This is a genomic window from Sphingomonas sp. SORGH_AS_0438 (assembly GCF_031453475.1).
In the GTDB taxonomy this organism is placed as follows: domain Bacteria; phylum Pseudomonadota; class Alphaproteobacteria; order Sphingomonadales; family Sphingomonadaceae; genus Sphingomonas.
This window is the reverse complement of the sequence record NZ_JAVIZS010000001.1, coordinates 1,660,810-1,683,900: the sequence shown is the minus strand read 5'-3', so window position 1 is coordinate 1,683,900 and position 23,091 is coordinate 1,660,810. Positions and strand designations below refer to the sequence as shown.

Here is a 23,091-nt window from a genome sequence, read left to right as displayed (position 1 = left end):
GCATCATCGTTCGGCGACGGGCCAGCCGTCCGCGCCCCAGCGCAGCCGCGCCAGCCGCAGCGTCGGGGTGCCTTTGTTCTCGCGGTCATAGGCGTGATAGACCAGATAGTCGGTCCCGTCCGCGTCGCGCATGTGGCCGGCATGGCCGGGTCCGCGGAAGCGCTGCTTCTCCGGCAGGTCCGCCGCCAGCAACAGCGTGCCGCCGCCCTGCATCATCGCGCTGCCGTCCTTGCCTAGATAGGGGCCGGTGATCGCGCGCGACCGGCCGATGACGGTGTAATAGGTGCTGGCATTGCCCTTGCAGCAATAGTCGTAGGAGGCGACCAGCCAGTACCAGCCGCCATGGTCGAACAGGAACGGCGCCTCGACCGGCGCGGCGGCACCCGCCGGCGCCGGACGCCGCGCGATGGAGACGGGGGCCTCGCCCGGTCGGGCCGGCTTGCCGGTGGCGGGATCGAGTGCGAACAGCTTCAACCCGCTCCAGAAACTGCCGAGCGCCAGCCATTGGCGGCCGTCCCGGTCGCGGATGAAATTGGGATCGATCGCGTTGAAATCGTCCGACGGATTTGACCGGACCACCATCCCTTCGTCGCGCCAGCCATAGCCGGGCCGGGCGGGATCGAGCGTGGGGCTGGTCAGCAGGCCGATCGCCGACCGGTTGGAGCCGAAGGTCGAGATGGAATAATAGAGCCGGTAGCGCCCGCCGACATAGGAGATGTCCGGGGCCCAGGCGTTGGTCGCGCCCGGGATCGCCCGCTTCGCCCAGTCGGGCAGCGCGGGCAGGGGCGTGGGGGCCGATTGCCAATGCACCCGGTCCGTCGAGACGCGGTGCGCGATGATCCGGCCGTCACCGTCGCCCAATCCCGTCGAATAGACATGGTAGAGGCCGCCCTCGCGGATGATGACGGGGTCATGCGTAGGCGCGATGTCGCCCTGCAACTCGGCCGAGGCCTGCGCCGTGGCGGCGGGGACCGGAGCCCCGCCCGCCGCGAGCAGCAGCGCCGCCAGGGCGCTCCGCCCGCGCATCAGAACTTCACCCGCGCGCCGATCTGGATCGTCCGGTCATAGGTGCGGGTGTCGCGCGGCGAGTCGTAGAACAGGCCGGTGACCGAGTTCTTCCCCTTGAATCGGTCGTGATAGACATCGTCCAGGATGTTGGTCGCATCGAAGGTCAGCGTCAGCCATTCGGTCGGCGAATAGCTGCCGGAGAAGTCGAGCCGGCTGACCGGATCGACCAGGATCGTGCTGGCCTGCACGCCGCCCGAATTATAGCTGTCGACATAGCTGGAGCGCCAATTGTAGGCGAGGCGCGCCGAGACGCCGTATTTCTCGTAGATGGCGACCGCATTATACGCCCAGTGCGAGACGTTGACGATCCGCTGCTTGCCGCCATTGATCGGGTCGTCGGTCTTGCCGTCCATATAGGTGCCGTTCAACTGGACGCCCAGGCCGCTGAGCGCGCCCGGCAGGAAGTCGAAGAACTGCTGATAGGCGACCTCCGCACCCGCCAGATAGCCGTTGCCGGCATTGCGCGGACGGTTGACCAGATAGGAGCCGCCGAAATTCTCTGGCTGCGAATAGGTCTGGATATAGCCGGACAGGTCGCGATAGAAACCGGCGGCGGTCAGCGAGGTGCTGCGCGCCACATACCATTCGATCGATGCGTCATAGGCGGTGGAGCGGATCGGTTGCAGGTCGGGATTACCACCGCTGCCGGTGCCGATATATTGCTGCGTGCCGGTCGCGCCGCTCGGCACCAGCGTGATGAGCGGGTTGAGTTGGCCGAATTCCGGCCGCGTCACCGTCTTGCCGGCGGCGGCGCGCAGGAACAGCGTATCGGTCAGGCCGAGGCGCGCGTTGATGCTGGGCAGGACGTTCAGATAATTCTGCTTGCTCGACACGCCATTGCCGTTGAGGTTCTCGACGGTGTTGACCACGCGCGCACCCGCCACGCCGTCCAGCACCATGCCGCCCAGGTCGAACCGGTACCCGACCTGCCCGTAAAAGGCATAGGTGTCCTCGCCGTTGAAGAAGGCGAGATTGGGCTCATAGGCGCGCGGACCGGTCGGCTGGCCGAACAGCGTCCGGATCGTGTCCGTGTCGTTCAGCAGGATGCCGGTATCGGCGGTGACGAACCGGTCGATGCCCAGCGCCCCCTTGACCAGCCCGCCGGGCGATAGGGAGGCGAAGCCGGGGATCGAGGACAGGGGCGCGCCCGCCGCCGTCGGGAAGCCGATCGGGATGGAGGCGGTCGCCTGCGAGCGGACGTTGCGATGCGTATAGCGGGTGCCGATCTTCAGCATCTGGATCACCGGGCTGTCCGGCTTGATCGTCAGGTCGTTGCGCCAGGCGATCTGCTCGCTGGTGTCCAGGCTGTTGTTGTCGAACAGGGTGCGGATCGTGAAGATGCCGGGATCGGTCAGGTCGGCACCGGTCAGCGCCACCTGGGGCGTGCCGCCGACATCATAGGTCACGTCCAGCCGGGGCACGTTGAACGAGGTGTCAAGGATCGCGTTGCGGTTCGGCACCTTGCTGTAGTTATAGGTGACCTCGGTGTTCAGCACAGCCTGGCCCAGCGTCCACTTGCCGCCGACCACCGCCTGGTAATTGTCGGTGCGGTTCAGATAGGCCTGCTTGCTGGACAGCGTATAGGCATTGGTCGTGCTGCTGCTGGCCGCGAGCAGCGGATAACCGGCATTGGCGACCACGTTCGACAGTGTACCCGCCTTGGGCAGGCCGATGAAGAAATCGACCGCGATCTTGTTATCGTAGCGGGTGAAGACGCCGTCCGCATAGAATTCCACATCGGCATTGGGCCGCCACTGGAACGAGGCGTTGAGCGCGGTGCGCCGCCGGTCACCTGAGGTGTAGAGGCCGCCCACCGTGTCGGGCGTGGCGATCGGCGTGCCCGACGAGACGAAGTCGAAGGCGGTCTGATCCTGGTAGAGGCGCTTGTTGTACGAGGCCGCGACCAGCAGGCCCATCTCGCCGATGCCGGTGTCCCAGCGCTGGCTGACCAGCCCTGAGCCGATATAGCCCCATTTCTTCGACTGGTCGCTATAGACCGCGCGGCCGCTGGCGGCGACCTGGCTGCCGGCGAAGTCGAAGGGGCGGCGCAGGCGCACGTCGATCAAACCGGCGACGCCGCCCTCGACCAGGTCGGGCGTGCTGGTCTTGTAGACATCGACGCCGGCGATCAGTTCGGCGGGGATATCCTGGAGCGCGAAGCCGCGCCCAACGCCGGTGAACGCCTCGCGACCGTTCAGCACCGTCGCGACATTGGGCAGGCCGCGGATCAGCACCGTGCCGGCCTCACCCGCACCGCGCGTCACCTGCACGCCGGTCACCCGCTGGAGCGCGTCGGCAACCGTATTGTCCGGTAATTTGCCGATGTCCTCGGCGACGATCGAGTCGACGATCTGGCTGGCGTTGCGCTTGATCGACTGGGCGGAGGCGAGGCTGGCGCGGACGCCGGTGACGATGATGTCGTCGGCATTGGCGTCGCTTTCGCTCGGAGCCTGGGAGGGGGCCTGCGCAGCGTCCACGCCCGTTGCCGTCTCCTGTGCGGTCGATGTCGTGGCCTGGGTGGCGCCGGTGCGCGACGCGGGCGTCCCGCTGGCATCCTGCGCCGCCGCCGCTTGCGCGGCGATCGCCAGCCCCAGGATCGAAGCCGTGCCGAACAGCCGGTGCCAGCGTGCGATAGCCATCTACTCTCTCCCCATGATGCGGATCACGTCCGCTTATATGTCGGACATTAAACCAGGCATGGAGGAAGGCAATAAACGAAGTCAGCGAACGCAATGGCTTACGAAATTGCGCGTTAACCTGTTGCCGATTTGCATCAGGCACGCAGGTCGAACCGCCGCCCTGGCTGAGGGCGGCGGCGCGATGTCGGGACTTATCGGGATCGACGCCCTACCAGGCGACGCGGGCAGACAGGCGGACGGTGCGGGGAGCCCCCGGATAGATCCAGAGCGGGCTGTACGAGCTCATCGCATAATGGACGTCGAACAGATTGTCCGCCTCCAGCCGGACGGTCAGGGCGGGGGTGACGCCGATCTCGCCCGCCATCTTCACCTTGGTATAGGCGGGCAGGCGCAGGCCGCTGGTGTCGATCGCGCCGGCCCGGTCCCCCACATAGGCGACGCCGCCGCTCAGCGACCAGTCGGTGCCCCAGCCGGTCGGATAGCGACCCACCGCCAGCAGCGTGCCCGAATGTTCGGCGACGTTCAGCACATCGGGCGTCGCGAAGGTCTTATCGTCGGCGCGCGCGTCGATATAGGCATAGTTGCCGACGATCTGCCAATGCTTGATCACCCGGACCGAAGCATCCAGTTCGACGCCCCGGCTCGTCAGCTTGCCGACCGGTGCGTTATAGCCGGGATCGACCGGATCGTTGGTCAGGATGCCGCGCTTCCGGATGTCGAAGACGGTCATGGCGGCATCGATCCCGGTCCAGCGGCCGGCAATGCCCATTTCCCAACCGACCGCGCTTTCCGGGCCGAAGGCATCGCCCTGCGGGTTCTGCGCGGTCGGGCGGCCGCTGCCGGAATTGAGCAGGAAGGACTCGCCCCAATTGCCATGGACCGCGATCGTGTCGGTCAGGCGATAGCGCGCGCCGAACCGGAACTTGACCGGCTCGCCCGTCGCCTGGGTGGTCAGCCCGGTCAGGTTCCGGCGCAGCCGCTGGCGATAGGCGTCGTAGCGCACGCCGCCGGTCAGCGTCAGCCGATCGGTCACGTCCCACATATCCTGGAGATAGAGGGTGCCGACCACCCGCTTCTCGCGCTGGTCGATATTGGGCAGGACGGCGGGGCGGGGCTGGCCATAGACGGGTGCGAACACGTCGATCGCATAGGGGCGCGTGGCGCTCGGTCGGAAGCGGGGCAGCCGCTCCAGATAGTCCAGCGTATAGCCCTTGATGCCCAGGCTGGGGTGGTGGACGCCCGCCGCCTCGAACCGGCCCGCCAGCTCCAGCCGGGTCGACAGGTCGGTCGCCTCATAGCCGCGCTGGCGACGCTGCCGCCACAGGGTGCGATTGTCGGGGCGCAGCGACGATTGGTCGCTGGAGAAGCCGCGCAAGGTGGAGAAGCGCCAGGCGACGCCGCCATTGATCGACCATTCGCCGCCCAGGTCGTGACGGCCGGTCAGTTGCAGCCGGGTATTGCGCGCCTGATGCCGACCATCGGCCGGTTCGCCGACGAAGCGGTTGCGCGGCACCGCCAGTGCATCGCCGCCGATCGCCGGCACGCCCCGGTCGAAGGCGGAGGCGAAGCTCGTATATTCCGCCAGCGCGGTGAGGCTGGTGCGCGCGCCCGGCTGCCAGGTGAGGGAGGGGGAGACGGTGCGGCGCGAGAGGCCGACGAAATCGCGATAGCCGTCCGTATCCTCGGCCGCGACGACGATGCGACCGGCGATCGTCCGCGACAGCGGGCCGGTGACGTCCAGCTCGCCTCGCCGGGTGTCGAACGATCCGTAGAGCAAGGTCGCATCGACCGCCGGGGTAAAGCGCGGCGTTTTCGACACGATATTGACGCGGCCGGCCGGATCGATATCGCCGAACACCGCGCCGGCCGGCCCCTTCAGCACCTCGATCCGCTCGACGGTGGCCGGGTCGCGCGGCGGGGCGAGGCCGCGATTGGCCAGGAAGCCGTCGACATAATATTCCGCGCCGCCATCTGGCGTGCCGAGAAAGCCGCGGATCGCGAAATTGTCGAGGAAGCCGCCGCGGTTGTTCTGCTGGCTGATGCCGCTGAACAGCTCCAGCGCGTCCGACAGGCGATAGGTGCCGTTGGCGACGAGCAGGTCGCGCTCCAGCGAGCGGCTGGACTGCGACATGCGGCGGGTGAGCAGGTCGGAACCGAGCGTCGTGTCGCGACGCGATGCGGTGCCGAGCACAACGATGTCGCCATGATCGTCCTCCGGCACGCTGGCGGCGTCATCGGTCGACGGGGCGACCTGCGCGACGGCGGGGCCGGCAAGCCCGATCGTAACGAGCGGCAGGCACAAGGTGGCAAGCCGTGCGGCGGCACGGCGGCGGAACATGATCATCGAACGGTAATCCCCCGGAACGTCGGGCGCCTATAGCCACGGACATGATCATGTTACAACATGTCATGACGCCATGGTGCAGAAAGCGCGTGTCATCGTTCCGTCATGCAACCGTCACGATCCCGTCACCGGAATCGCATTTTCCCGTCATCTAACCCGCCTACCGCAGTTGCGAGATCGGCAGGGGGACCCGCGTCGATCGCGGCGCCGCCCAGGCACCGACACCAAGACAACGATCGACGGAGTTCTTCGAGATGGCAAGCTTTTCGCGCTATTCCCGCCTGCTGATGGCGGGTTCGGCCTGTGTCCTGCTCGCATCGTGCGGCGGGGCGGACAGCGTGGCGTCGCCGGGCGCCGGCGCGATCACCATCATCAATCCCGCGACGCCCGCGCCGACCCCGACGCCGACCGGCACGCCGACCCCGACCGCGCTGACCGCGTCGCAGTTCGCCGCGCAGACGACGGTCAACGGCATCACCGTCACGTCGCAGGAGCAGCTCGACCTGGTCAATGCCGGCGCCAACAACAACGTCAACGGCACCAACATCCTGAACGGCGTCTATCCGAGCAACGCCACGCCGGTGACCGCCGCCGATCCGACCCGCCTGGGCAGCTTCTTCACGCCCGCCAACTTCATCGGTGCGACCAGCGGCCCCAACGACAATAATTTCGTCGGCTGGACCTGCAACTCCACCGCCGCCAATTTCGGCAGCGGCAGCGCGTCCTGCACCGCCGTGCCCAGCATCGGCTCGCCGGTCGCGGGTTCCTGCCCGACCGGCACGATCGACGACGGCACCAACTCGTCGAGCAGCCCGACCTTCCGCTATTGTCGCCTGCCGCAGATCATCGACACCGACCTGTCGCTGCCCAAGGTCGCCGGCGTCGTCTATCGCTTCCGTGGCCAGACCGAGGTCGGCAACGTCGCGACCGGCGCGACCGCGACGCTGAACATCGCGGCGGGCGTCGTGCTGGCGGCGGACTCGAGCGAGAGCACCAACGACCTGCTGCTGGTCAATCGCGGGTCGAAGATCAACGCGGTCGGCACCGCCTCCGCCCCGATCGTCTTCACCGCGCAGCAGAACCTGGCGTCGAACGGCGTGTCGGACGCGACGCAGGGCCTGTGGGGCGGCATCGTCCTGCTCGGCCGCGCGCCGACCGCCGTCTGCGCCGCCGGCACCGGCCCGAACAATGCCGACGGCACCAGCGCCACCTGCCAGAACCCGATCGAGGGTGTGACCAACCGCTTCTACGGCGGCACCAACCAGGCCGACAGCAGCGGTACGATGCAATATGTGCAGATCCGCTACACCGGCATCGCGATCAGCGAAGGCAACGAGTTGCAGGGCCTGACGCTGGGCGGCGTCGGTTCGGGCACCACGCTGGACCATATCCAGAGCCACAATTCGGCCGATGACGGCGTCGAGATCTTCGGCGGCACCGCCAACATGAAGTATATGGTGATGACCGGCGCCGACGATGACGGCTTCGACATCGACAATGGCTATCGCGGCTTCATCCAGTTCATGATCACCGCGCAGAAGCCGCTGGGCGCGACCGCCGACAGCTTCTCGACCGAAATCGACTCCAACGGGGCCGAGGACCTGCTGCCGCGCACCTTCGCGCGCTACGCCAACTTCACCTTCATCCAGACCGCGACCGCCCCGGCGGCGATCCGCCTGCGCGGCGGCGCCGACATGGCCTTCGTCAACGGCATCGTGAAGACGCCGCAGGGCGTCGCCTGCGTCAACATGGTGGCGGGCGAGGACAATGGCGGCCGCACCACCGTCCGCGCCGCCAATGCGGCGCTGCAGGATGTCGGCCCGCCGACCTTCAACTCGGTCTATTTCGAGTGCCAGGGCCGCTGAGGCGCATCGCCCCTTGAGCGACGCGATGCCGGGGTGGCCTCCACCGCCCCGGCATCGTCCATTTCCCCCCTGATCCGGACATCGGTCATGCTGCAGCGCCCCGCCTTCGCTTCGCTTCTTCTTCTCACCTCGCACTTCGTCGCCCCGGCGGCGCTCGCCCAGGTCGCGGGCGGCAGCCCGGCGGGCCAGTCCTCTCCGCCGGCCAGCACCACCGGCACCGAGGTCGACGCCCCCGCCAACACCGCGCAGGATCGGGCGCTGGCCCAGCCCGGCACGACCGCCGACCAGCAGGGGGCCGACCAGCAAGAGCCGGCGGTCGAGGTCTCGACGCCCGGTTATGACCCCGCCGCCGCCGAGGACATCGTCGTCGTCGGTCGCAACATCCCCAACACGATCCGCGCGACGCCGCAGGTCATCTCGGTCCTGTCCGCCGCCGATATCGCGCGGACGGGCGAGGGTGATATCGCGGGCGCGCTGACCCGCGTCACCGGCCTGTCGGTGGTCGGCAACGGCTTCGTCTATGTCCGTGGTCTGGGCGACCGCTATTCCTCGGCATTGCTCAACGGCTCGCCGCTGCCCAGTCCCGAGCCGCTGCGCCGCTCGGTGCCGCTCGACATCTTCCCAACCACGATCGTCGGCTCGGCGCTGGTCCAGAAGACCTATTCCGTCAATTACCCCGGCGAGTTCGGCGGCGGCGTCATCAACCTGACGACCAAGGCGATCCCCGACAAGAGCTTCGTCTCGATGGGCGGCACCATCTCCGCCGACACGGTGACGACCAGCGAGCTGGGCTATACCTACAAGGGCGGCAAGCACGACTGGATCGGCTTCGATTCGGGCGAGCGCCGCGTGCCCAAGTTCATCACCGATGCGCCGGGCGGCAACGGCATCATCCCGACCGAGCAGGTCGCGCAGCTCTCCAACGCGCGCACCACCTTGCTCCAGCGCAACAACCAGTTGCCCGCCAACGGATCGGGCGAGGTCAGCTTCGGCATCGTCAAGGATGTCGGCAGCGACCGGCTGGGCGTGATCGGCTCGGCCAGCATCAGCAACTCTTGGCGCACCCGCGACGCGACGCAGCAGGACACGATCTCGGCGAACGGCGCGCTGCGCAACGACTTCTCGACGCTGATCACCGACAATCGCGCGGTGGTGAACGCGCTGCTCGGGCTCGGCTATGAGTTCGGCAAGAACACCATCCGCCTGACCAACATCTATATCCACGACACGCTGAAGCAGGCGCGGGGCTCGGCCGCGACCGTCTACAACAACAGCAGCGGCGCGCCGATCTTCCAGCAGAACACCAACTGGTTCGAACGCCAGTTGATCGAATCGCAGCTGGTCGGCGAGTTCAAGCCGTTCGACCGGGTGCAGCTCGATGTGCGCGGCGCCTATGCCAATTCCAAGCGGCTGGCGCCCTATGAGCGGCAGTTCATCTATCTCTGCAACACCTCGCTCAACGTCACCGTCACCGAGGCGAATGCGGCGGAGGGCATCCAGTGCCCCGGCGCCTATCAGGCGACCAACGCCTTCGACCGGTTCGCGACCGTGGTGTTCAGCCGGCTGAACGAGAATCTCTACACCGCGCAGGCCGATGCGTCGTGGCGGCCCAATCTGGAGCGTCCGATGACGCTGTCGGCGGGCTATTATTTCCAGAAGAACGACCGCAGCTCGACCCGTCTGCCCTTCGTGTTCCAGACCACGACGGGCGGCGCGATCCCGTTCCCCTGCAACCTGTTCCGCCCCGACTTCCTGCTGTCGCCGGACGTGCTGAACGGTTGCCCGGTCGCCGCCAATCCGGCGCAGAACGCGGTGCAGCTGCGCTTCGACGCCGGGCAGAACGGCTCCTATGCCTATGACGCCAGCCTGTTGATCCATGCCGGCTACGCCCAGGTCGAGGCGGAGGCGACGGACGGCCTGCGCGCGACGATCGGCCTGCGCTACGAGACGGCGAAGGAGCGCGTCGACCCGATCAACGCCACCGGCACGCGGCTGAACAACGATTATTTCCTGCCGGCGGCGACGCTGACCTGGAACTTCGCCAGCGACATGCAGCTGCGCGCCAGCGCCTCGAAGACGATCGCCCGTCCGCAGTTCCGCGAACTGGCCCCCCAGGCATTCCGCGATTTCGAATCCGACCGGCTGTTCTTCGGTAACCCGTTCCTGAAGGACTCCAAGCTCTACAATCTGGAGGCGCGCTACGAGTGGTTCTTCGCGCGTGACCAGCGGGCGACGCTGTCGGGCTTCTACAAGCGGATCGACAATCCGATCGAGCAGGTCGGCTTCTTCCCGACGCCCGATGCGCGGCTCCAGACCGGCTTCACCTATCTGCCCAAGGCGACGCTGTGGGGCGCGGAGGCCGAGGTGCAGAAATATGTGCCGCTGACCGCCTTGGGCGGGCTGTTCGAGACGCGGCGCGCGGTGATCATCGCCAACTATACCTATACCCAGTCGAAGATCACGGCGAACGCGCAGTGCGTGCCGAGCGTGCTGGGCGTGCAGATCGCGCCCTGCGGCCCCGGCTTCGCGCCCGCCAATGTCCAGTTCCGCAACGGCGCGCCGCTGACCGGACAGTCGGACCATCTGGTCAACCTTCAGCTCGGCGTCGAGGACACGGACAGCCTGTCGGCGATCACATTGCTGTTCAACTATGCCAGCAACCGCGTCACCAATCGCGGCCCCAGCTATCTGAGCGGCACCGGTTTCCAGCCCGACATCATCGAGCGGCCGGGCATCCGGCTCGACCTGGTCGCGCGCCAGGGCGTGGAGGCGTTCGGCGGCCAGTTCGAGATCAAGGCCGAGGCGCGCAACCTGACCGGCACGCGTTATCAGGAGCGGCAGGATTTCGAGACTGGCAATACGGTCTTCATCAACCGCTATCGCCAGGGCCGCATATTCACGCTGGGCGCGAGCGTGACCTTCTGATCGGGCGGAGGGGGCGGTCGATACCGCCCCCGCTTTCAGGCCGCAGGGCGCGTCCTGCATTCCGGCGATGCGATCATCCCCAGGGGCGTTCGCGAAACCATTTGGTGATGACGTACTTCACGCCGCTGCGCACTTTCATGCCCTGATGCAGCGTGGCGGGGTTGAGCGTGCCGTCGGGCCGGCGATTGTTCCAGCAGACCAGCTTGCCGGTTTCCGGCTGGATGATCTTGTCGATCGCCTTGAACCGCGTCGCGCCGCCTGCTTCGGGCTCGTTGAGATAGACCATCACCGTCCAGGTGCGGTTGCCGGCGACGCCGCAATAGCGGTCGAAGTCGAGGCCGCCGGGTTCGAAATAATCGGTGTGACCCTTGAACTCCTGCCCCACGGCATAGCGCTGCCCTTGCAAGGGTTCGCCATAGACGCCGTCCAGGCCGGTCAGCGCGGCGATGCACGCCTCCGTTTCGCGGACCACGGGGTCGTCGGCGGCGAGGTCGCCGGTCTCGCTGGTGCGATAGGCGGCATCGCCATTGGCGTCGGCGAGCGTCGAGGGACGGCGCACCGCGTCGATCCGGGCGACCAGCTCGGCGCAGAGCGCGGGCGAGAGGAAGGCGCGACGGACAAACAGGGTCAGCTTGCCGCCGGGAATCTTCTGCACCTGGCCATGCGAAAGGATCCGGTCGGTGACGGCAATGGCATCCAGTCCATTGCCGAGGGAGGGAAGCGGTGTCATGGCATCGCTCTCTGCCGAACATCGGGTCGGTGACGCCAGCGGATTTTTGTTTCCGATGTTTGACGCCGAGACGTAACATGGCATGGTTAAAGCCCCTGGCCGGCGGGATGGGAACAGGATGCGATTGAAGCTCGACGCGCGGGCACGCCGCTGGTTGCGGCGGATACCCGTCGTCAACGTCTATTCACTGGCCGAACTGGTGCTGATGGGGGCGCTGGCGGTCCAATGCGCGCGTTTCGTCTGGGTCGTGGCGACGCCGGTCGGACCGGTCGGCGACTGGCGTCCGGCGGGGGTGACGTTGCCCGGCTCGCCGGCTGCGATCCTCAGCCAGTTCGACCCCTTCTTCCGCCTCAACGCGCCCCAAGCCGGCCCCGCCACCGTGACGCCGCTGCAACTGACGTTGTTCGGCATCCGGCTGGACGAGGCGACGGGGCGCGGCTCGGCGATCGTCGCGGGGGCGGATGGCGTGCAGAAGAGCGTGGCGGTCGGCGAGGAGATCCAGCCCGGCGTCACGCTGAAGGCCGTCGCCTTCGACCATATCACGCTCGACCGCGGCGGCACCGCGGAGGACCTGTTCCTCGACCAGTCCGACGCGCCGCCGCCGACCGGCGCGGCTCCGGCCGGCCCGGAGATCGGATCACGCGCGGCGGGCGCGACCCCGGTGCTGGGCGGCCCGGCCCCCGCCGGCGCGGGTGCCGGCGCCGGCGTGCCGGTCGGCCAGCTTCGCCAGGAGATCGGCTTCATCCCGCGCATCGACGGCGGCCGGATCAGCGGCCTGGTCGTCCGGCCACAGGGCAGCGGCGCGGCATTCCGCCAGGCCGGCCTGCGCGAGGGCGACGTCGTCACCGCGATCGGCGGGCGCGCGGTCAGCGGACCCGGCGATCTCGACCGGATCGCCACCGATTATGCCGGGGGCGGCAACGTCCCCATCACCGTCGAGCGCGGCCAGCAGACGCTGGCGCTCGCCATCACGATAGCGGCCCCTTCCAAATGAAGCTTTCGCATTTCCTTGCCTTCACCGCGTTGCCGCTGACCGCCCTGGCGGCCGCGCCCGTCGTCGCGCAGACGACGCTGAACGTGCGCGATGCCGATATCCGCGCCTTCATCGCCGACGCCGCGCGCGTGACCGGGCGCACCTTCATCATCGACAACCGGGTGAACGGCAAGGTGACGGTGGTGACCGACCGGCCACTGTCGCGCTCCGAATATTTCGAGATCTTCCTGTCGACGCTGCGCGCCAACGGCTTGGTCGCGGTGCCGACCGGCAATGGCAGCTTCCGCATCCAGCCGCTCGACAATGCCGCGTCGCAGCCGACCCGCGTCGGTTCGGCGGGGGCGCAACGCAACAGCTTCGTGACCGAGATCGTGCGGTTGCGCTCGGTCGACGCGCAGAGTGCCGTGGAGACGGTGCGGCCGCTGGTCTCCCCCCAGGGTTCGGTCACCGCCAACCGCGCCGGCAACAGCCTGGTCGTGGTCGATTTTGGCGACAATATCCGCCGCATCCGCGAGGTGCTGCGCCGGATCGACACGGACAATGCCGCGACCCGCGTCGTCACGCTCCAGAATGCCGGATCGCGCGAGATCGCGACCGCGCTCCAGACGCTGGCCGGCGGCGGCAGCGGCGCGGCCAGCCAGGGGCCGGGGCAGGGCGGTGGCGGCGCGCCGGCCGGCGGCAGCAGCGGCACCGTGTCGGTCGTGTCGGTCGACAGCAGCAATTCGGTGGTGATCCGGGGCGACCCGGCGACCGTGTCGCGCCTCGCCAGCGTCGCCGCCGATCTCGACCGCAAGGCCCGGAGCGGCACCGAGATCCGGGTCGTCTTCCTGGAGAATGCGGATGCCGAGCAGCTGCTGCCCGTGCTCCAGCGGCTGGTCGGGCAGACGCCCGATCCGGTGCAGGAGACGACACTGTCGCGCGGCTCGTTCCAGAATACCAACGGCACGACCGGGACGTCGAGCGGCACGATCACGCCGCAGATCATCCAGCCCAGTCAGCCGAGCGCGAACAGCGGCGGCGGCAATGCCACGCCCAACGGCCAGCAGGCGGCGGTGTCGACGCAAGGCGGCAGGACGGCGGCGGTCGTCACTCGCTTCGCCGGGGCGAATGCGATCGTCATCGCCGCCCCGGCCGACATCCAGCGCCAATTGTCGGAGGTGGTGCGCCAGCTCGACACCCGGCGCGAACAGGTGCTGATCGAGGCGATCATCGCCGAGGTGTCCGACGCCACGGTCAACCGGCTGGGCGCGCAGTTCCTGCTCGGCAACCTGTCGGGCGGGGCGTTCGCCGCCTCCACCTTCAGCAATTCCGCGCCCAACATCCTCCAGATCGCCGGGGCGATCGGCGCGCGGTCGCTGGCGACGCAGACCACCGTCATCAACGGCAATAACACGACGACGACCACCGACAACACCATCTCCAACCAGCTGGCGCAATCGGCGATCGGCTCGCTGCTCGGCACGTCGGGCGGCTTTGCGGGCTGGGGCGGCCGGGTCGGCGACACCATTTTCGGCGCGATCATCAACGCGGTGAAGAGCGACAACACGTCGAACCTGCTCCAGGTGCCGCACCTGATCACGCTCGACAACCAGCAGGCGCACAGCCTGGTGGGTCAGGAAATTCCGGTCACCACCGGGCAGGCGCTGTCCAACGACTTCAACAACACCTTCCGCACGGTGCAGCGCCAGAATGTCGGCATCCAGCTCGACGTGAAGCCGCAGGTCAATGCCGGCGGCTCGCTCAAGCTGTTCGTGCGGCTGGAGGTCAGCTCGATTGCCGGGCCGGTGTCGAGCAACAATAGCGAGCTGATCCTCAACAAGCGTGCGTTCGAGAATGTCTTCACGCCCGACGACGGGCAGATCACCGTGATCGGGGGCCTGCTCGACGATGCGGAACGGCGGACGATCGAGAAGATCCCGCTGCTGGGCGACATCCCGGTCGTCGGCAACCTGTTCAAGAGCCGCGCCCGCAGCCGCACCAAGAGCAACCTGATGGTCTTCATCCGGCCGACCATCCTGCGCACCGCCGAGGACAGCCGGCGGGTGACCGAGCAGCGCTACGGCTATCTCCGCGCGCTCCAGGGCTATGCCCAGCCGGGCGTCGAGCCGTCGATCGACCAGCTGGTGCGCGACTATATGAATGCCGCGCCGCCGATCCCGCGCGCGCCGATGCCGGGCAATATCGAGGACCCGAATATCGCGGTGCCCGTCCAGACCCAGCCGTCGATGGCGATCCGGCCGAAGGGGAAGAGATGATCCGCGACGGCGACGATCCGGCCCCGCTGCCGATGGGGGCGATGGCGGAGCCGCCGCCGCTGGTCGCGGCCGACACCGCGCTGCCGGTCGAGACCCCGGCGGAGGCGATCGCCCCGCTGCCGCAGGTCACGATCCCCTATGCCTTCGCGCGCAAGTTCGGCGTGGTGGTGCAGCATAGCGACGTCGACTCGCACCTGACCATCGCCCTGCGCGAGGGGGCCGACCCCAAGGCGCTGATCGAGGTGCGGCGTCATCTCGGCCGCGCGTTCGACATCGCGATCGTCGAGCCGGCGGCGTTCGACCGGCTGTTGTCGGACGGCTATGCGATGACGGGCCAGGCGACCGCGCTGGCGGCGGTCGGGATGGGCGACGAGCTGGACGCGCTGGCCGGCGATCTGCCGACCGCGGAGGATCTGCTCGACACCGCCGACGATGCGCCGGCGATCCGGCTGATCAACGGCATCATCGCCGATGCGACGCGCAACGGCGTGTCCGACATCCATGTCGAGCCCTATGAGACGGGGCTGGTCGTGCGGATGCGGATCGACGGCGTGCTGCGCGAGACGATGCGGATGCCGCCGCATGTCGCACCGGTGGTGGTCAGCCGCATCAAGGTGATGGCGCGGCTCGACATCGCCGAGCGGCGCGTGCCGCAGGACGGCCGCATGGGGCTGACGCTGGGCGGCAAGCTGCTCGACGTGCGCGTCTCGACGCTGCCGAGCCGGGCGGGCGAGCGGGTGGTGCTGCGTATCCTGGACAAGGAGAATGCCGGCATCGATCTCGACGCGCTGGGCATGACCCCGGCGATGCTGGGCCTGTTGCGCGGCGCGCTGGCGGAACCGAACGGCATCATCCTGGTCACCGGCCCGACCGGCTCGGGCAAGACCACCAGCCTCTATGCCGCGCTGCGCCTGCTCAATGACGGCAGCCGCAACATCCTGACCGTCGAGGACCCGGTCGAATATGCGGTCGAGGGTGTCGGCCAGACCCAGGTCAACGCCAAGGTCGGCCTGACCTTCGCCGCCGGCCTGCGCGCCATCCTGCGCCAGGACCCGGACGTGGTGATGGTCGGCGAAATCCGCGACCGGGAGACGGCGGAGATCGCCGTGCAGGCGTCGCTGACCGGCCATCTGGTGCTGTCGACCGTCCATACCAATGACGCGGTCGGCGCGATCACGCGGATGCGCGACATGAAGGTGGAGCCGTTCCTGCTCGCCTCGACGCTGCGCGCGGTGATCGCGCAGCGGCTGGTGCGGCGGCTCTGTCCCGCCTGCCGCCGCCCGGTGCCGGCGAACGAGACGGTCGCGCCGATGCTGGGCATCGCCAGCGACGCGATCGTCTATCAGGCGGTCGGCTGCGACGAGTGCGGCCATACCGGCTATCGCGGTCGTACCGGCGTCTATGAGGCGGTACGCGTCGACGAGACGATCCGCCGTCTGATCAACGAGGGCGGCGACGAGCAGGCGATCGTCGATCACGCCTTTCGCCGGTCGTCTGACCTGGCAAGTGCCGCGCGCGCGCTGGTGCTGGCGGGCCAGACCACGCCCGAAGAAGCGATCCGGGTGTCGCGCCGCGACGTCACCGATGTCGCGCCCGCGATCGAGGACGCCGTTCCCGCCGAGGCGGCGCGATGATGACGACTGCGCATGGCTGATTTCGACTATGTCGCGATCGATACGCGCGGCGTGGAGAAGCGCGGCCATGTCGCCGCCGCCGATCTGGACGCGGCCCGCAAGACGCTCGACCGGCAGAAGCTCTATGTCGTGCGGATCGAGCCGGGCGCGCCGCCCGCGGTCCGCGCGCGGCCGCTGTTCGGCCTGCAACTGGGCCGGGCGCGTATGTCGGGCAAGCAGCTGACGCTGTTCACCCGCCAGCTCGCGACGCTGAACCGCGTGTCGCCCCTGGAGGAGAGCCTGCGCACCATCACCCGCCAGACCGAGCAGGAGAGCGTGCGCGGCATCGTCGCCACCGTCCATGCCGGCGTGGTCGAGGGGCGGCGGCTGGCGGACTCGATGGCGCGCGAGCCGAAGAGCTTTCCGCCGCTGTACCGCGCGATGGTCGCGGCGGGCGAGAGTTCGGGCACGCTGCCGACGATCCTCGACCGGCTGGCGGCCCTGCTGGAGCGGCAGGCGGAAATCCGTGGCAAGCTGATCACCGCGCTCGCCTATCCGGCGATCCTGGCGCTGGTTGCTTTGGGCGTCGTCACCGCGCTGATGATGTTCGTGGTGCCGCAGGTGGTCGAACAGTTCGACACGGTCGGACAGGAACTGCCGCTGCTGACGCGGATGGTGATCACGCTGTCCGACGTGCTGGTGAATGGCTGGTGGATCATGCTGCTGGTCGTGGTCGGCATCGGCCTGATCGGGTGGCGGGCACTGAAGGAGCCGTCGATCCGGCTCGCCTTCGACAGCTGGCTGTTGCGGCTGCCGCTGCTCGGCCGGTTGCTGCGCGACCTGCATGCGGCGCGGATGGCGCGGACGCTGGGCACGATGGTCGCCAGCCGGCTGCCGCTGCTGGAAGGGCTGACGCTGACCGCCGGCACCATCCACAACCGCCGGCTGCGGGTCGCCTCCGACGACATCGTCGAGGCGATCCGGGGCGGCGGCAGCCTGTCGGCGGCGATGCGGCGCGCGGGCGTGTTCCCGCCGCTGCTCACCTATCTGGCGGCGAGCGGCGAGGCGGCCGGGCGGCTGGACGAGATGCTGGAGCGGGCGGCGGACTATCTGGAGCGGGAGTTCGACCGTTTCACCGCCACCGCGCTGTCACTGCTGGAGCCGGCGATCATCGTCATCATGGGCGGCATCGTCGCGACGATCGTGCTATCGATCCTGCTGCCGATCCTGCAACTCAACACATTGGCCGGGCAATGAGGATGTTCATGCGTATCGAGGACAAGACGCGTCGCAAGCGGCGCAACGGCTTCACGCCCGTGAGGCGCTTCGCCGAACACGGCTTCACCTCCGTGAGGCGTTCCGCCGAACACGGCTTCACACTGGTGGAGCTGATGGTGGTGATCGTCATCATCGGCCTGCTGGCCACCATCGTCGCGCTCAACGTGCTGCCCTCGGGCGACACCGCGCGCATCCAGAAGGCCAAGGCCGATATCGCCAATGTCGAGAATGGCCTGGAACTCTATCGCCTGCAGATGGGCAGCTATCCGACGACGACGCAGGGACTGGCGGCGCTGACCAGCGCACCGGCCGGCGTCGATGCGTCGCGCTACCAGCAGGGCGGCTATATCAAGCGCCTGCCGCAGGACCCGTGGAACCGGCCCTATCTCTATGCCTCGCCCGGCCAGCATGGCGAGGCGGACATCTGGACCTATGGCGCCGACGGCAAGGAAGGCGGCGAGGGGATCAATGCCGATATCGGCAGCTGGCAGTAAGCCGGCTTTCCTCTTTGGATCTGCGCGTTCCGCCGAAGCCGGCTTGGCGTCCGTAAGGCGCTCTGCCGAACACGGCTTCACACCTGTGAGGCGTTCCGCCGAACACGGCTTCACGCTGGTCGAACTGATGATCGTCATCACCATCATCGGCCTGTCGGCGGCGGTGGTCGCGTTCGTCATGCCCGATCCGCGTGGACGCGTGCTGGACGAGGGGCTGCGGCTCGCCGCGCGGACCAGGGCGGCGCGCAACCTGGCGATCGTCGAGTCCCAGCCGATCAGCCTGTGGGTGACGAGCGGCGGCTATGGCTTCGACCGGCGCGTCGCGGGGGCATGGACCCCGGTCGCCGACAAGCCGCTGCGCGTCGAGCGCTGGGCCGAGGGGACGCGGGCGTCGCTGGTGGAGGGGCAGGGGCGGCTGCGCGTCACCTTCGACCCCACCGGTATCGCCGACCGCAATGCCGATATCCGCCTGACCCGCGACGGCAACGACGCGCTGGTCCGGATCGGCGCGGATGGCGAGGTGCGCGCCGATGCGCAGTGACCGCTCCGCCGAGCGCGGCTTCACCCTTATCGAGATCATGGTCGCGCTGGCGGTGTTCAGCCTGGCCGCTTTGGCGCTCGTCCGGCTGGAGGGCGCGACCGTGCGCGGCGTCGGGCTGATCGACGATACGCTGGTCGCGCAGATGGTCGCGCACAATGTCGCGCTCGACGCCTATACCGAGGCGCAACCGCCCGAACCCGGCCGGACCGAAGGCGGCGAGGTCAATGGCGGCCGCAACTGGCGCTGGACCCGCCAGATCACTTCGCTCGGTGACCGGCAGGTGGTGCGGATCGACGTGGTGGTGCAGAATGTCCGCGGCCAGGTGCTCGGCCGCATGACGATGATCCGCCCGCCGAGCCCCGCCGCCGCCGTCGCGGTGGCGACATGACGGATCGCCGCCCCGCCGGACGGTCCGCCGAACAGGGCTTCACGCTGGTCGAGGTGATGGTCGCGCTGCTGATCTTCGCGATGATCGCCTCGGCCGGCGTTGCGATCCTGTCGTTCAGCATCCGGGCACAGGCAGCGACGGGGGCGCGGCTCGACGATCAGGCGGCGATCGCCCGCACCGTCTCCGCGCTGACCGCCGATCTGGCGCAGGCGACTCCTCGTGCTGCACGCGACGAGGCCGGGCGGCTGCGTCCCGCCTTTGTCGGCGAGCCGGGCGAGATGCTGTTCACGCGCGGCGGCTGGACGAACCTGGACGCCACCGCCCGGCCCAATCTGCAGAAGGTGCTGTGGCGCCTGTCCGGGCAGACGTTGGTGCGCATCGGCTATCCGGAGGTCGACGGCGCACAGCCGCTGGCGCAGACGCCGATGCTGGACCGGGTCAGCGCCATGGTCGTCCGCTACCGCTATGCCGGTGCGTGGAGCGATCGCTGGGACGGGGCGGGGGGCATCGCGCTGCCCCAGGCGCTGGAGCTGCGCCTGACCCGGACGGACGGGACGAGTTGGCGGATGATGGCGCTGGTCGGCACCGGCTTCGGTCCCGGCGGCATCCGCGTGCCCGGCCCCAAGGCCAGCACGCCGGAGGGCGCACCGACCACCCCGCCATCGATGCCGCGCGGAGAGCCGGCCCCGCTCGCGCCGCCGGGAGGGCAGAATGGCGTCTAGGCGCGCCGGCGAACGCGGCGCGGCGCTGCTCACCGTGCTGATGCTGGTGGCGGTGATCGCGGTCATGGCGGGCGCGGCGCTGGAGAAGCTGCGCCTGTCCACCCGCCTCGCCGCCAATGCCGCCGCCGCCGACCAGGCGCGCGCCTATGCCATCGGGGCGGAGGCGATGGCGACCGTTCGCCTGGGCGATCTGCTGACCAAGAGCGATGGACGGGTGACGCTGCTCGGCAATTGGAGCGACCGGCCCTTTCCGCTGCCGCTACCCGGCGGGGGGATGGCGGTGGCGCGCGTGGTGGATGGCGGCAATTGCTTCAACCTCAACGGGCTGGCGACGTCGGCAGGCGCGCCGGGCCTCTACCAGACCGCCGGATTGCAGCGCATCCAGTTCGCGCGGCTGATGCGGCTGCTCGGCATCTCCGGCCAGGTCGCCGACCAGATCGCGGCGAGCACCGCCGACTGGATCGACAGCGACCAGGACCAGCAGCCCGGCGGCGCGGAGGACTCGTTCTACACCGGCCAGCAGACCGGCTATCGCACCGCCGGCACGTTGATGGCGGATGTCAGCGAATTGCGCGCGGTGTCGGGCGTGACGCCGGAGGTCTATGCCCGGCTCCGGCCCTGGGTCTGCGCCCTGCCGGTGGCGGAGCCGAGCCGGATGAACGTCAACACCATCCTGCCCGAACAGGCGCCGCTGCTCGCCATGCTGGCGCCCGACGGCAGCCAGTCGGTCGACTCGGTCCGCGCATTGCTGCTGCGCCGTCCGCCCCAGGGCTGGTCGAACGCGCTCGATCTGTGGAAGGGGGCGACGACGCCCAGCGACGCGGCGGCGCAGACGGCGGCGACCACGGCCTGGTTTCGAATGACGGTGGACGTAACGGTCCCGGGCGCGCAACTACAGGAACGAGCGTTGATCGACGCGTCGAGGCTGCCGGTACGCCTGGTCGCGCGACAATGGGGGGAAGATACGTGACGACCTTGTTATTCCTGCCCAGCGGCGAGGCCGGCTTCCGCTGGATGCGGTTCGGCGATGCCGGGCTGATGGCGCGGGGCGACGGCGTGCCGGTGGAGCCGGACCCGATCGTCGCGGTCGCGCCCGCCGAGGCGGTGACGCTGCACTGGGCCGAACTGCCCGCCCGGTCCCCCGCCCAGGCGGTGGCGGCGGCGCGGCTGCTCGCGGCCGAGGCGAGCGCCGCCCCGCCCGGCGAGCTTCATGTCGCGGTGGGCGACGAGGGCGGCGGCGAACGCCCGATCGGCGTCGTCGCGATGGAGACGATGCGCGCCTGGCTCAGCCAGCTGGCCGCCGCCGGGGTCGATCCGGTCGCGCTTGTGCCCGCCCCGATGCTGCTGCCCCGTCCGGAGGAAGGCTATGTGCGCGCCGAACTGGCGGGCCAGGCGGTGGTGCGCGGCCGGACCAGTGGTTTCGCCGACGAAGCACGGCTGACCGAGCTGGTCACCGGCGGTGAGCCGCCCGCGACGGTCGAGCGACAGGTGCTGGACGCCGCCTTGTTTGACGCGACCGCCGCGCCCACGCTCGACCTGCGCCAGGGCGTGTTCGCGCGGCGGCGGGGCTTCGCGATCGACTGGCGGCTGGTGCGGCGTCTGGCCGCGCTGGGTGCTGCGATCCTGGCGGTCAGCTTCGCCATCTCGCTGGTCCGCGTCGCCAAGTACAGCTTCGCCGCCGACCGGCTGGAGGCGCAGGCCGATGCGCTCGCCGCCACCGCCCTGCCGCGCGGCGAGACGGTGACCGATCCCGATCGGCAGCTGGCCGAGCGGTCGGGCCGGGTGATCGGGCCGGGCTTGGGCTTCACCACCACCACCGCGGCGGCCTTCGCCGCGATCCGCAGCGTGCCGGGGAGTGAAGTGACGGGCATGGATTTCACTGCCAATGGCGATCTGCGCCTGTCGGTCGCGGTCGAGCGCGAGGCGCTGGCCACCGATTTGAAACGCGCGCTGGAGCGCGCCGGCTTCGCGGTGCAGGCCAGCGTCTTCCAGTCCGCCAACGGCCGGATCACCGGCGAACTGACGGTGAGCGGCCGATGAGCGCGCTTCGACACTGGTTCCAGGGCCGCTCCAAGCGCGAGCAGAGGCTGTTGCTGGTCATGGCCGCGCTGGCGATCGTGACGATCCTGTGGGGGCTGGTGATCCGGCCGCTGTCGGACGTGATGGCCGGCGCCCGCGAGCGGCATGCGGCGGCGGTGATCCGGCTGGGCGAGACGCGCGCCGTGGTCGACGCGCTGGGCGCGGCGCGCAAGGTGCCGCCGCTCACCGGCTCGCTGGCCGACGTGATCCGCGCCCAGGCGGAGACGGCCGGCTTCCCGCTCGCCAGCCTGGAGCCGGAGGGTGACGGGGTTCGCGTCTCGATCAGCTCGGCTCGGGGTGCGGCGCTGACCGCCTGGCTGGCGCGGCTGGAGCGGGCGGGGATCGTGGTCGAGGGCGCGACGCTCAGCGACAATGGCGATCGCACCGTCTCTGCCCGGCTGCTGTTGCGGGGGCGGGCGGCATGAGGCGGATTCGTCTGACCACCGGGCCGGCGGCGTTGTTCGGCGCGATGATGCTGGTGGCGCTGATCGTCTTCCTGCCGATGCGCGCGGTGCTCGGCTGGGCCGGGGCGGGGCGGCAGGGGCTGGTCGCGCGCGAGGTCGAGGGCAGCATCTGGGACGCGCGGTTGCGCGACGCCAGCCTCGGCCAGTTGCCGATCGGCGATGTCGATGCGCGCCTGTCGCCGCTCGGGCTGCTGACCGGACGCGCGGTGCTGACGCTGGAGCGCGACGGTGCGATCGGCGTGCCGCCGCTGTCGGCGCGCGCCTATGTCAGCCGGCATGGCATGGGCGTGGAGCGGGCGACCGCCCGGATCGGGGCGGGGGCGTTGTTCCAGCCACTGCCGGTCGCGTTCCTCGACCTGGCCGATGTCACCATCCGCTTTCGCGACGACCAGTGCAGTGAGGCGCAGGGTCGGGTGACCGCGACCCTGGCGGGCGATGTGGCGGGCGTCGGCTTGCCGCCCTCGGTCAGCGGCGATGCGCGGTGCGATGCGGGCGCGCTGGTCCTGCCGCTGACCGGCGCGGCGGGGACGGAAGGCGTGACGCTGCGAATCACCGGCGATGGCCGCTACCGGGCGGAACTGGTGATGCAGGGCGGCGACGCGGCGACGATCGGTCGGTTGCAGGCCGCCGGATTCGTCGCTGGTCCACGCGGTTATCAACTTTCTGTCGAAGGACGCTTCTGATCCGCTTGA

At 69.2% G+C, this 23,091-nt stretch carries 18 protein-coding genes; 14 read left to right on the top strand and 4 right to left on the bottom strand.

The window, feature by feature from the left end; genetic code table 11:
* Positions 1 to 3 precede the first annotated feature (3 nt).
* From QE452_RS07755 to QE452_RS07745, 3 genes are all read right to left on the bottom strand, one after another.
* A complete protein-coding gene (locus QE452_RS07755) occupies positions 4 to 1,026 on the bottom strand; it encodes an arabinan endo-1,5-alpha-L-arabinosidase (RefSeq protein ID WP_309658805.1) in 1,023 nt (340 codons plus the stop codon).
* On the bottom strand, positions 1,026 to 3,707 hold the full coding sequence (locus QE452_RS07750) for a TonB-dependent receptor (protein ID WP_309658806.1): 2,682 nt from the start codon (positions 3,705 to 3,707) through the stop codon (positions 1,026 to 1,028). Before QE452_RS07750 ends, QE452_RS07755 begins: the two co-directional genes overlap by 1 nt.
* Before the next feature lie 208 nt (positions 3,708 to 3,915).
* Positions 3,916 to 6,051 carry a TonB-dependent siderophore receptor gene (locus QE452_RS07745; protein WP_309658807.1) on the bottom strand — a complete coding sequence of 712 codons (2,136 nt, stop codon included), beginning with the start codon at positions 6,049 to 6,051 and terminating at the stop codon, positions 3,916 to 3,918.
* A 254-nt stretch (positions 6,052 to 6,305) separates the two neighbouring features.
* Here QE452_RS07745 and QE452_RS07740 point away from each other — a divergent pair, with 254 nt between their 5' ends.
* Positions 6,306 to 7,916, top strand: coding sequence for a hypothetical protein (locus QE452_RS07740; protein ID WP_309658808.1), 1,611 nt, complete (start codon positions 6,306 to 6,308; stop codon positions 7,914 to 7,916).
* A gap of 87 nt (positions 7,917 to 8,003) precedes the next feature.
* Positions 8,004 to 10,841 (top strand): TonB-dependent receptor domain-containing protein, encoded by a 2,838-nt coding sequence (locus QE452_RS07735; RefSeq protein ID WP_309658809.1) that lies wholly within the window; start codon positions 8,004 to 8,006, stop codon positions 10,839 to 10,841.
* A 73-nt stretch (positions 10,842 to 10,914) separates the two neighbouring features.
* Here QE452_RS07735 and QE452_RS07730 read toward each other — a convergent pair whose 3' ends face one another.
* Positions 10,915 to 11,571: a 2OG-Fe(II) oxygenase gene (locus QE452_RS07730; RefSeq protein ID WP_309658810.1), complete on the bottom strand. Its 657-nt coding sequence runs from the start codon at positions 11,569 to 11,571 to the stop codon at positions 10,915 to 10,917.
* Positions 11,572 to 11,689: 118 nt separating this feature from the next.
* Here QE452_RS07730 and QE452_RS07725 point away from each other — a divergent pair, with 118 nt between their 5' ends.
* The 12 genes from QE452_RS07725 (at position 11,690) to gspN (ending at position 23,082) form a co-directional block, all read left to right on the top strand.
* Entirely contained in the window at positions 11,690 to 12,565 is an 876-nt protein-coding gene (locus tag QE452_RS07725) for a type II secretion system protein N (protein ID WP_309658811.1), read from the top strand.
* Positions 12,562 to 14,820: a type II secretion system secretin GspD gene (gspD, locus tag QE452_RS07720; protein ID WP_309658812.1), complete on the top strand. Its 2,259-nt coding sequence runs from the start codon at positions 12,562 to 12,564 to the stop codon at positions 14,818 to 14,820. Before QE452_RS07725 ends, gspD begins: the two co-directional genes overlap by 4 nt.
* Positions 14,817 to 16,454 (top strand): type II secretion system ATPase GspE, encoded by a 1,638-nt coding sequence (gene gspE, locus QE452_RS07715; protein ID WP_309658813.1) that lies wholly within the window; start codon positions 14,817 to 14,819, stop codon positions 16,452 to 16,454. The genes gspD and gspE overlap by 4 nt, the downstream gene beginning before the upstream one ends.
* Positions 16,455 to 16,466: 12 nt before the next feature.
* On the top strand, positions 16,467 to 17,690 hold the full coding sequence (gene gspF / locus QE452_RS07710; protein ID WP_309658814.1) for a type II secretion system inner membrane protein GspF: 1,224 nt from the start codon (positions 16,467 to 16,469) through the stop codon (positions 17,688 to 17,690).
* 8 nt (positions 17,691 to 17,698) lie between these two features.
* Positions 17,699 to 18,205, top strand: a complete 507-nt coding sequence (gspG, locus tag QE452_RS07705) for a type II secretion system major pseudopilin GspG (RefSeq protein ID WP_309658815.1) — start codon at positions 17,699 to 17,701, stop codon at positions 18,203 to 18,205.
* 85 nt (positions 18,206 to 18,290) lie between these two features.
* Positions 18,291 to 18,746: a GspH/FimT family pseudopilin gene (locus QE452_RS07700; protein ID WP_309658816.1), complete on the top strand. Its 456-nt coding sequence runs from the start codon at positions 18,291 to 18,293 to the stop codon at positions 18,744 to 18,746.
* Positions 18,736 to 19,134, top strand: a complete 399-nt coding sequence (gene gspI / locus QE452_RS07695) for a type II secretion system minor pseudopilin GspI (RefSeq protein WP_309658817.1) — start codon at positions 18,736 to 18,738, stop codon at positions 19,132 to 19,134. Before QE452_RS07700 ends, gspI begins: the two co-directional genes overlap by 11 nt.
* A complete protein-coding gene (gspJ, locus tag QE452_RS07690) occupies positions 19,131 to 19,856 on the top strand; it encodes a type II secretion system minor pseudopilin GspJ (protein ID WP_309658818.1) in 726 nt (241 codons plus the stop codon). Before gspI ends, gspJ begins: the two co-directional genes overlap by 4 nt.
* Entirely contained in the window at positions 19,846 to 20,826 is a 981-nt protein-coding gene (gene gspK, locus QE452_RS07685; protein ID WP_309658819.1) for a type II secretion system minor pseudopilin GspK, read from the top strand. Before gspJ ends, gspK begins: the two co-directional genes overlap by 11 nt.
* Positions 20,823 to 21,896 carry a type II secretion system protein GspL gene (gene gspL, locus QE452_RS07680; RefSeq protein WP_309658820.1) on the top strand — a complete coding sequence of 358 codons (1,074 nt, stop codon included), beginning with the start codon at positions 20,823 to 20,825 and terminating at the stop codon, positions 21,894 to 21,896. The genes gspK and gspL overlap by 4 nt, the downstream gene beginning before the upstream one ends.
* Positions 21,893 to 22,360 carry a type II secretion system protein GspM gene (gene gspM, locus QE452_RS07675; RefSeq protein WP_309658821.1) on the top strand — a complete coding sequence of 156 codons (468 nt, stop codon included), beginning with the start codon at positions 21,893 to 21,895 and terminating at the stop codon, positions 22,358 to 22,360. Before gspL ends, gspM begins: the two co-directional genes overlap by 4 nt.
* Complete coding sequence (gspN, locus tag QE452_RS07670; protein ID WP_309658822.1) at positions 22,357 to 23,082, top strand: type II secretion system protein N; 726 nt, start codon at positions 22,357 to 22,359, stop codon at positions 23,080 to 23,082. The genes gspM and gspN overlap by 4 nt, the downstream gene beginning before the upstream one ends.
* The last annotated feature ends 9 nt before the right edge of the window (positions 23,083 to 23,091 follow it).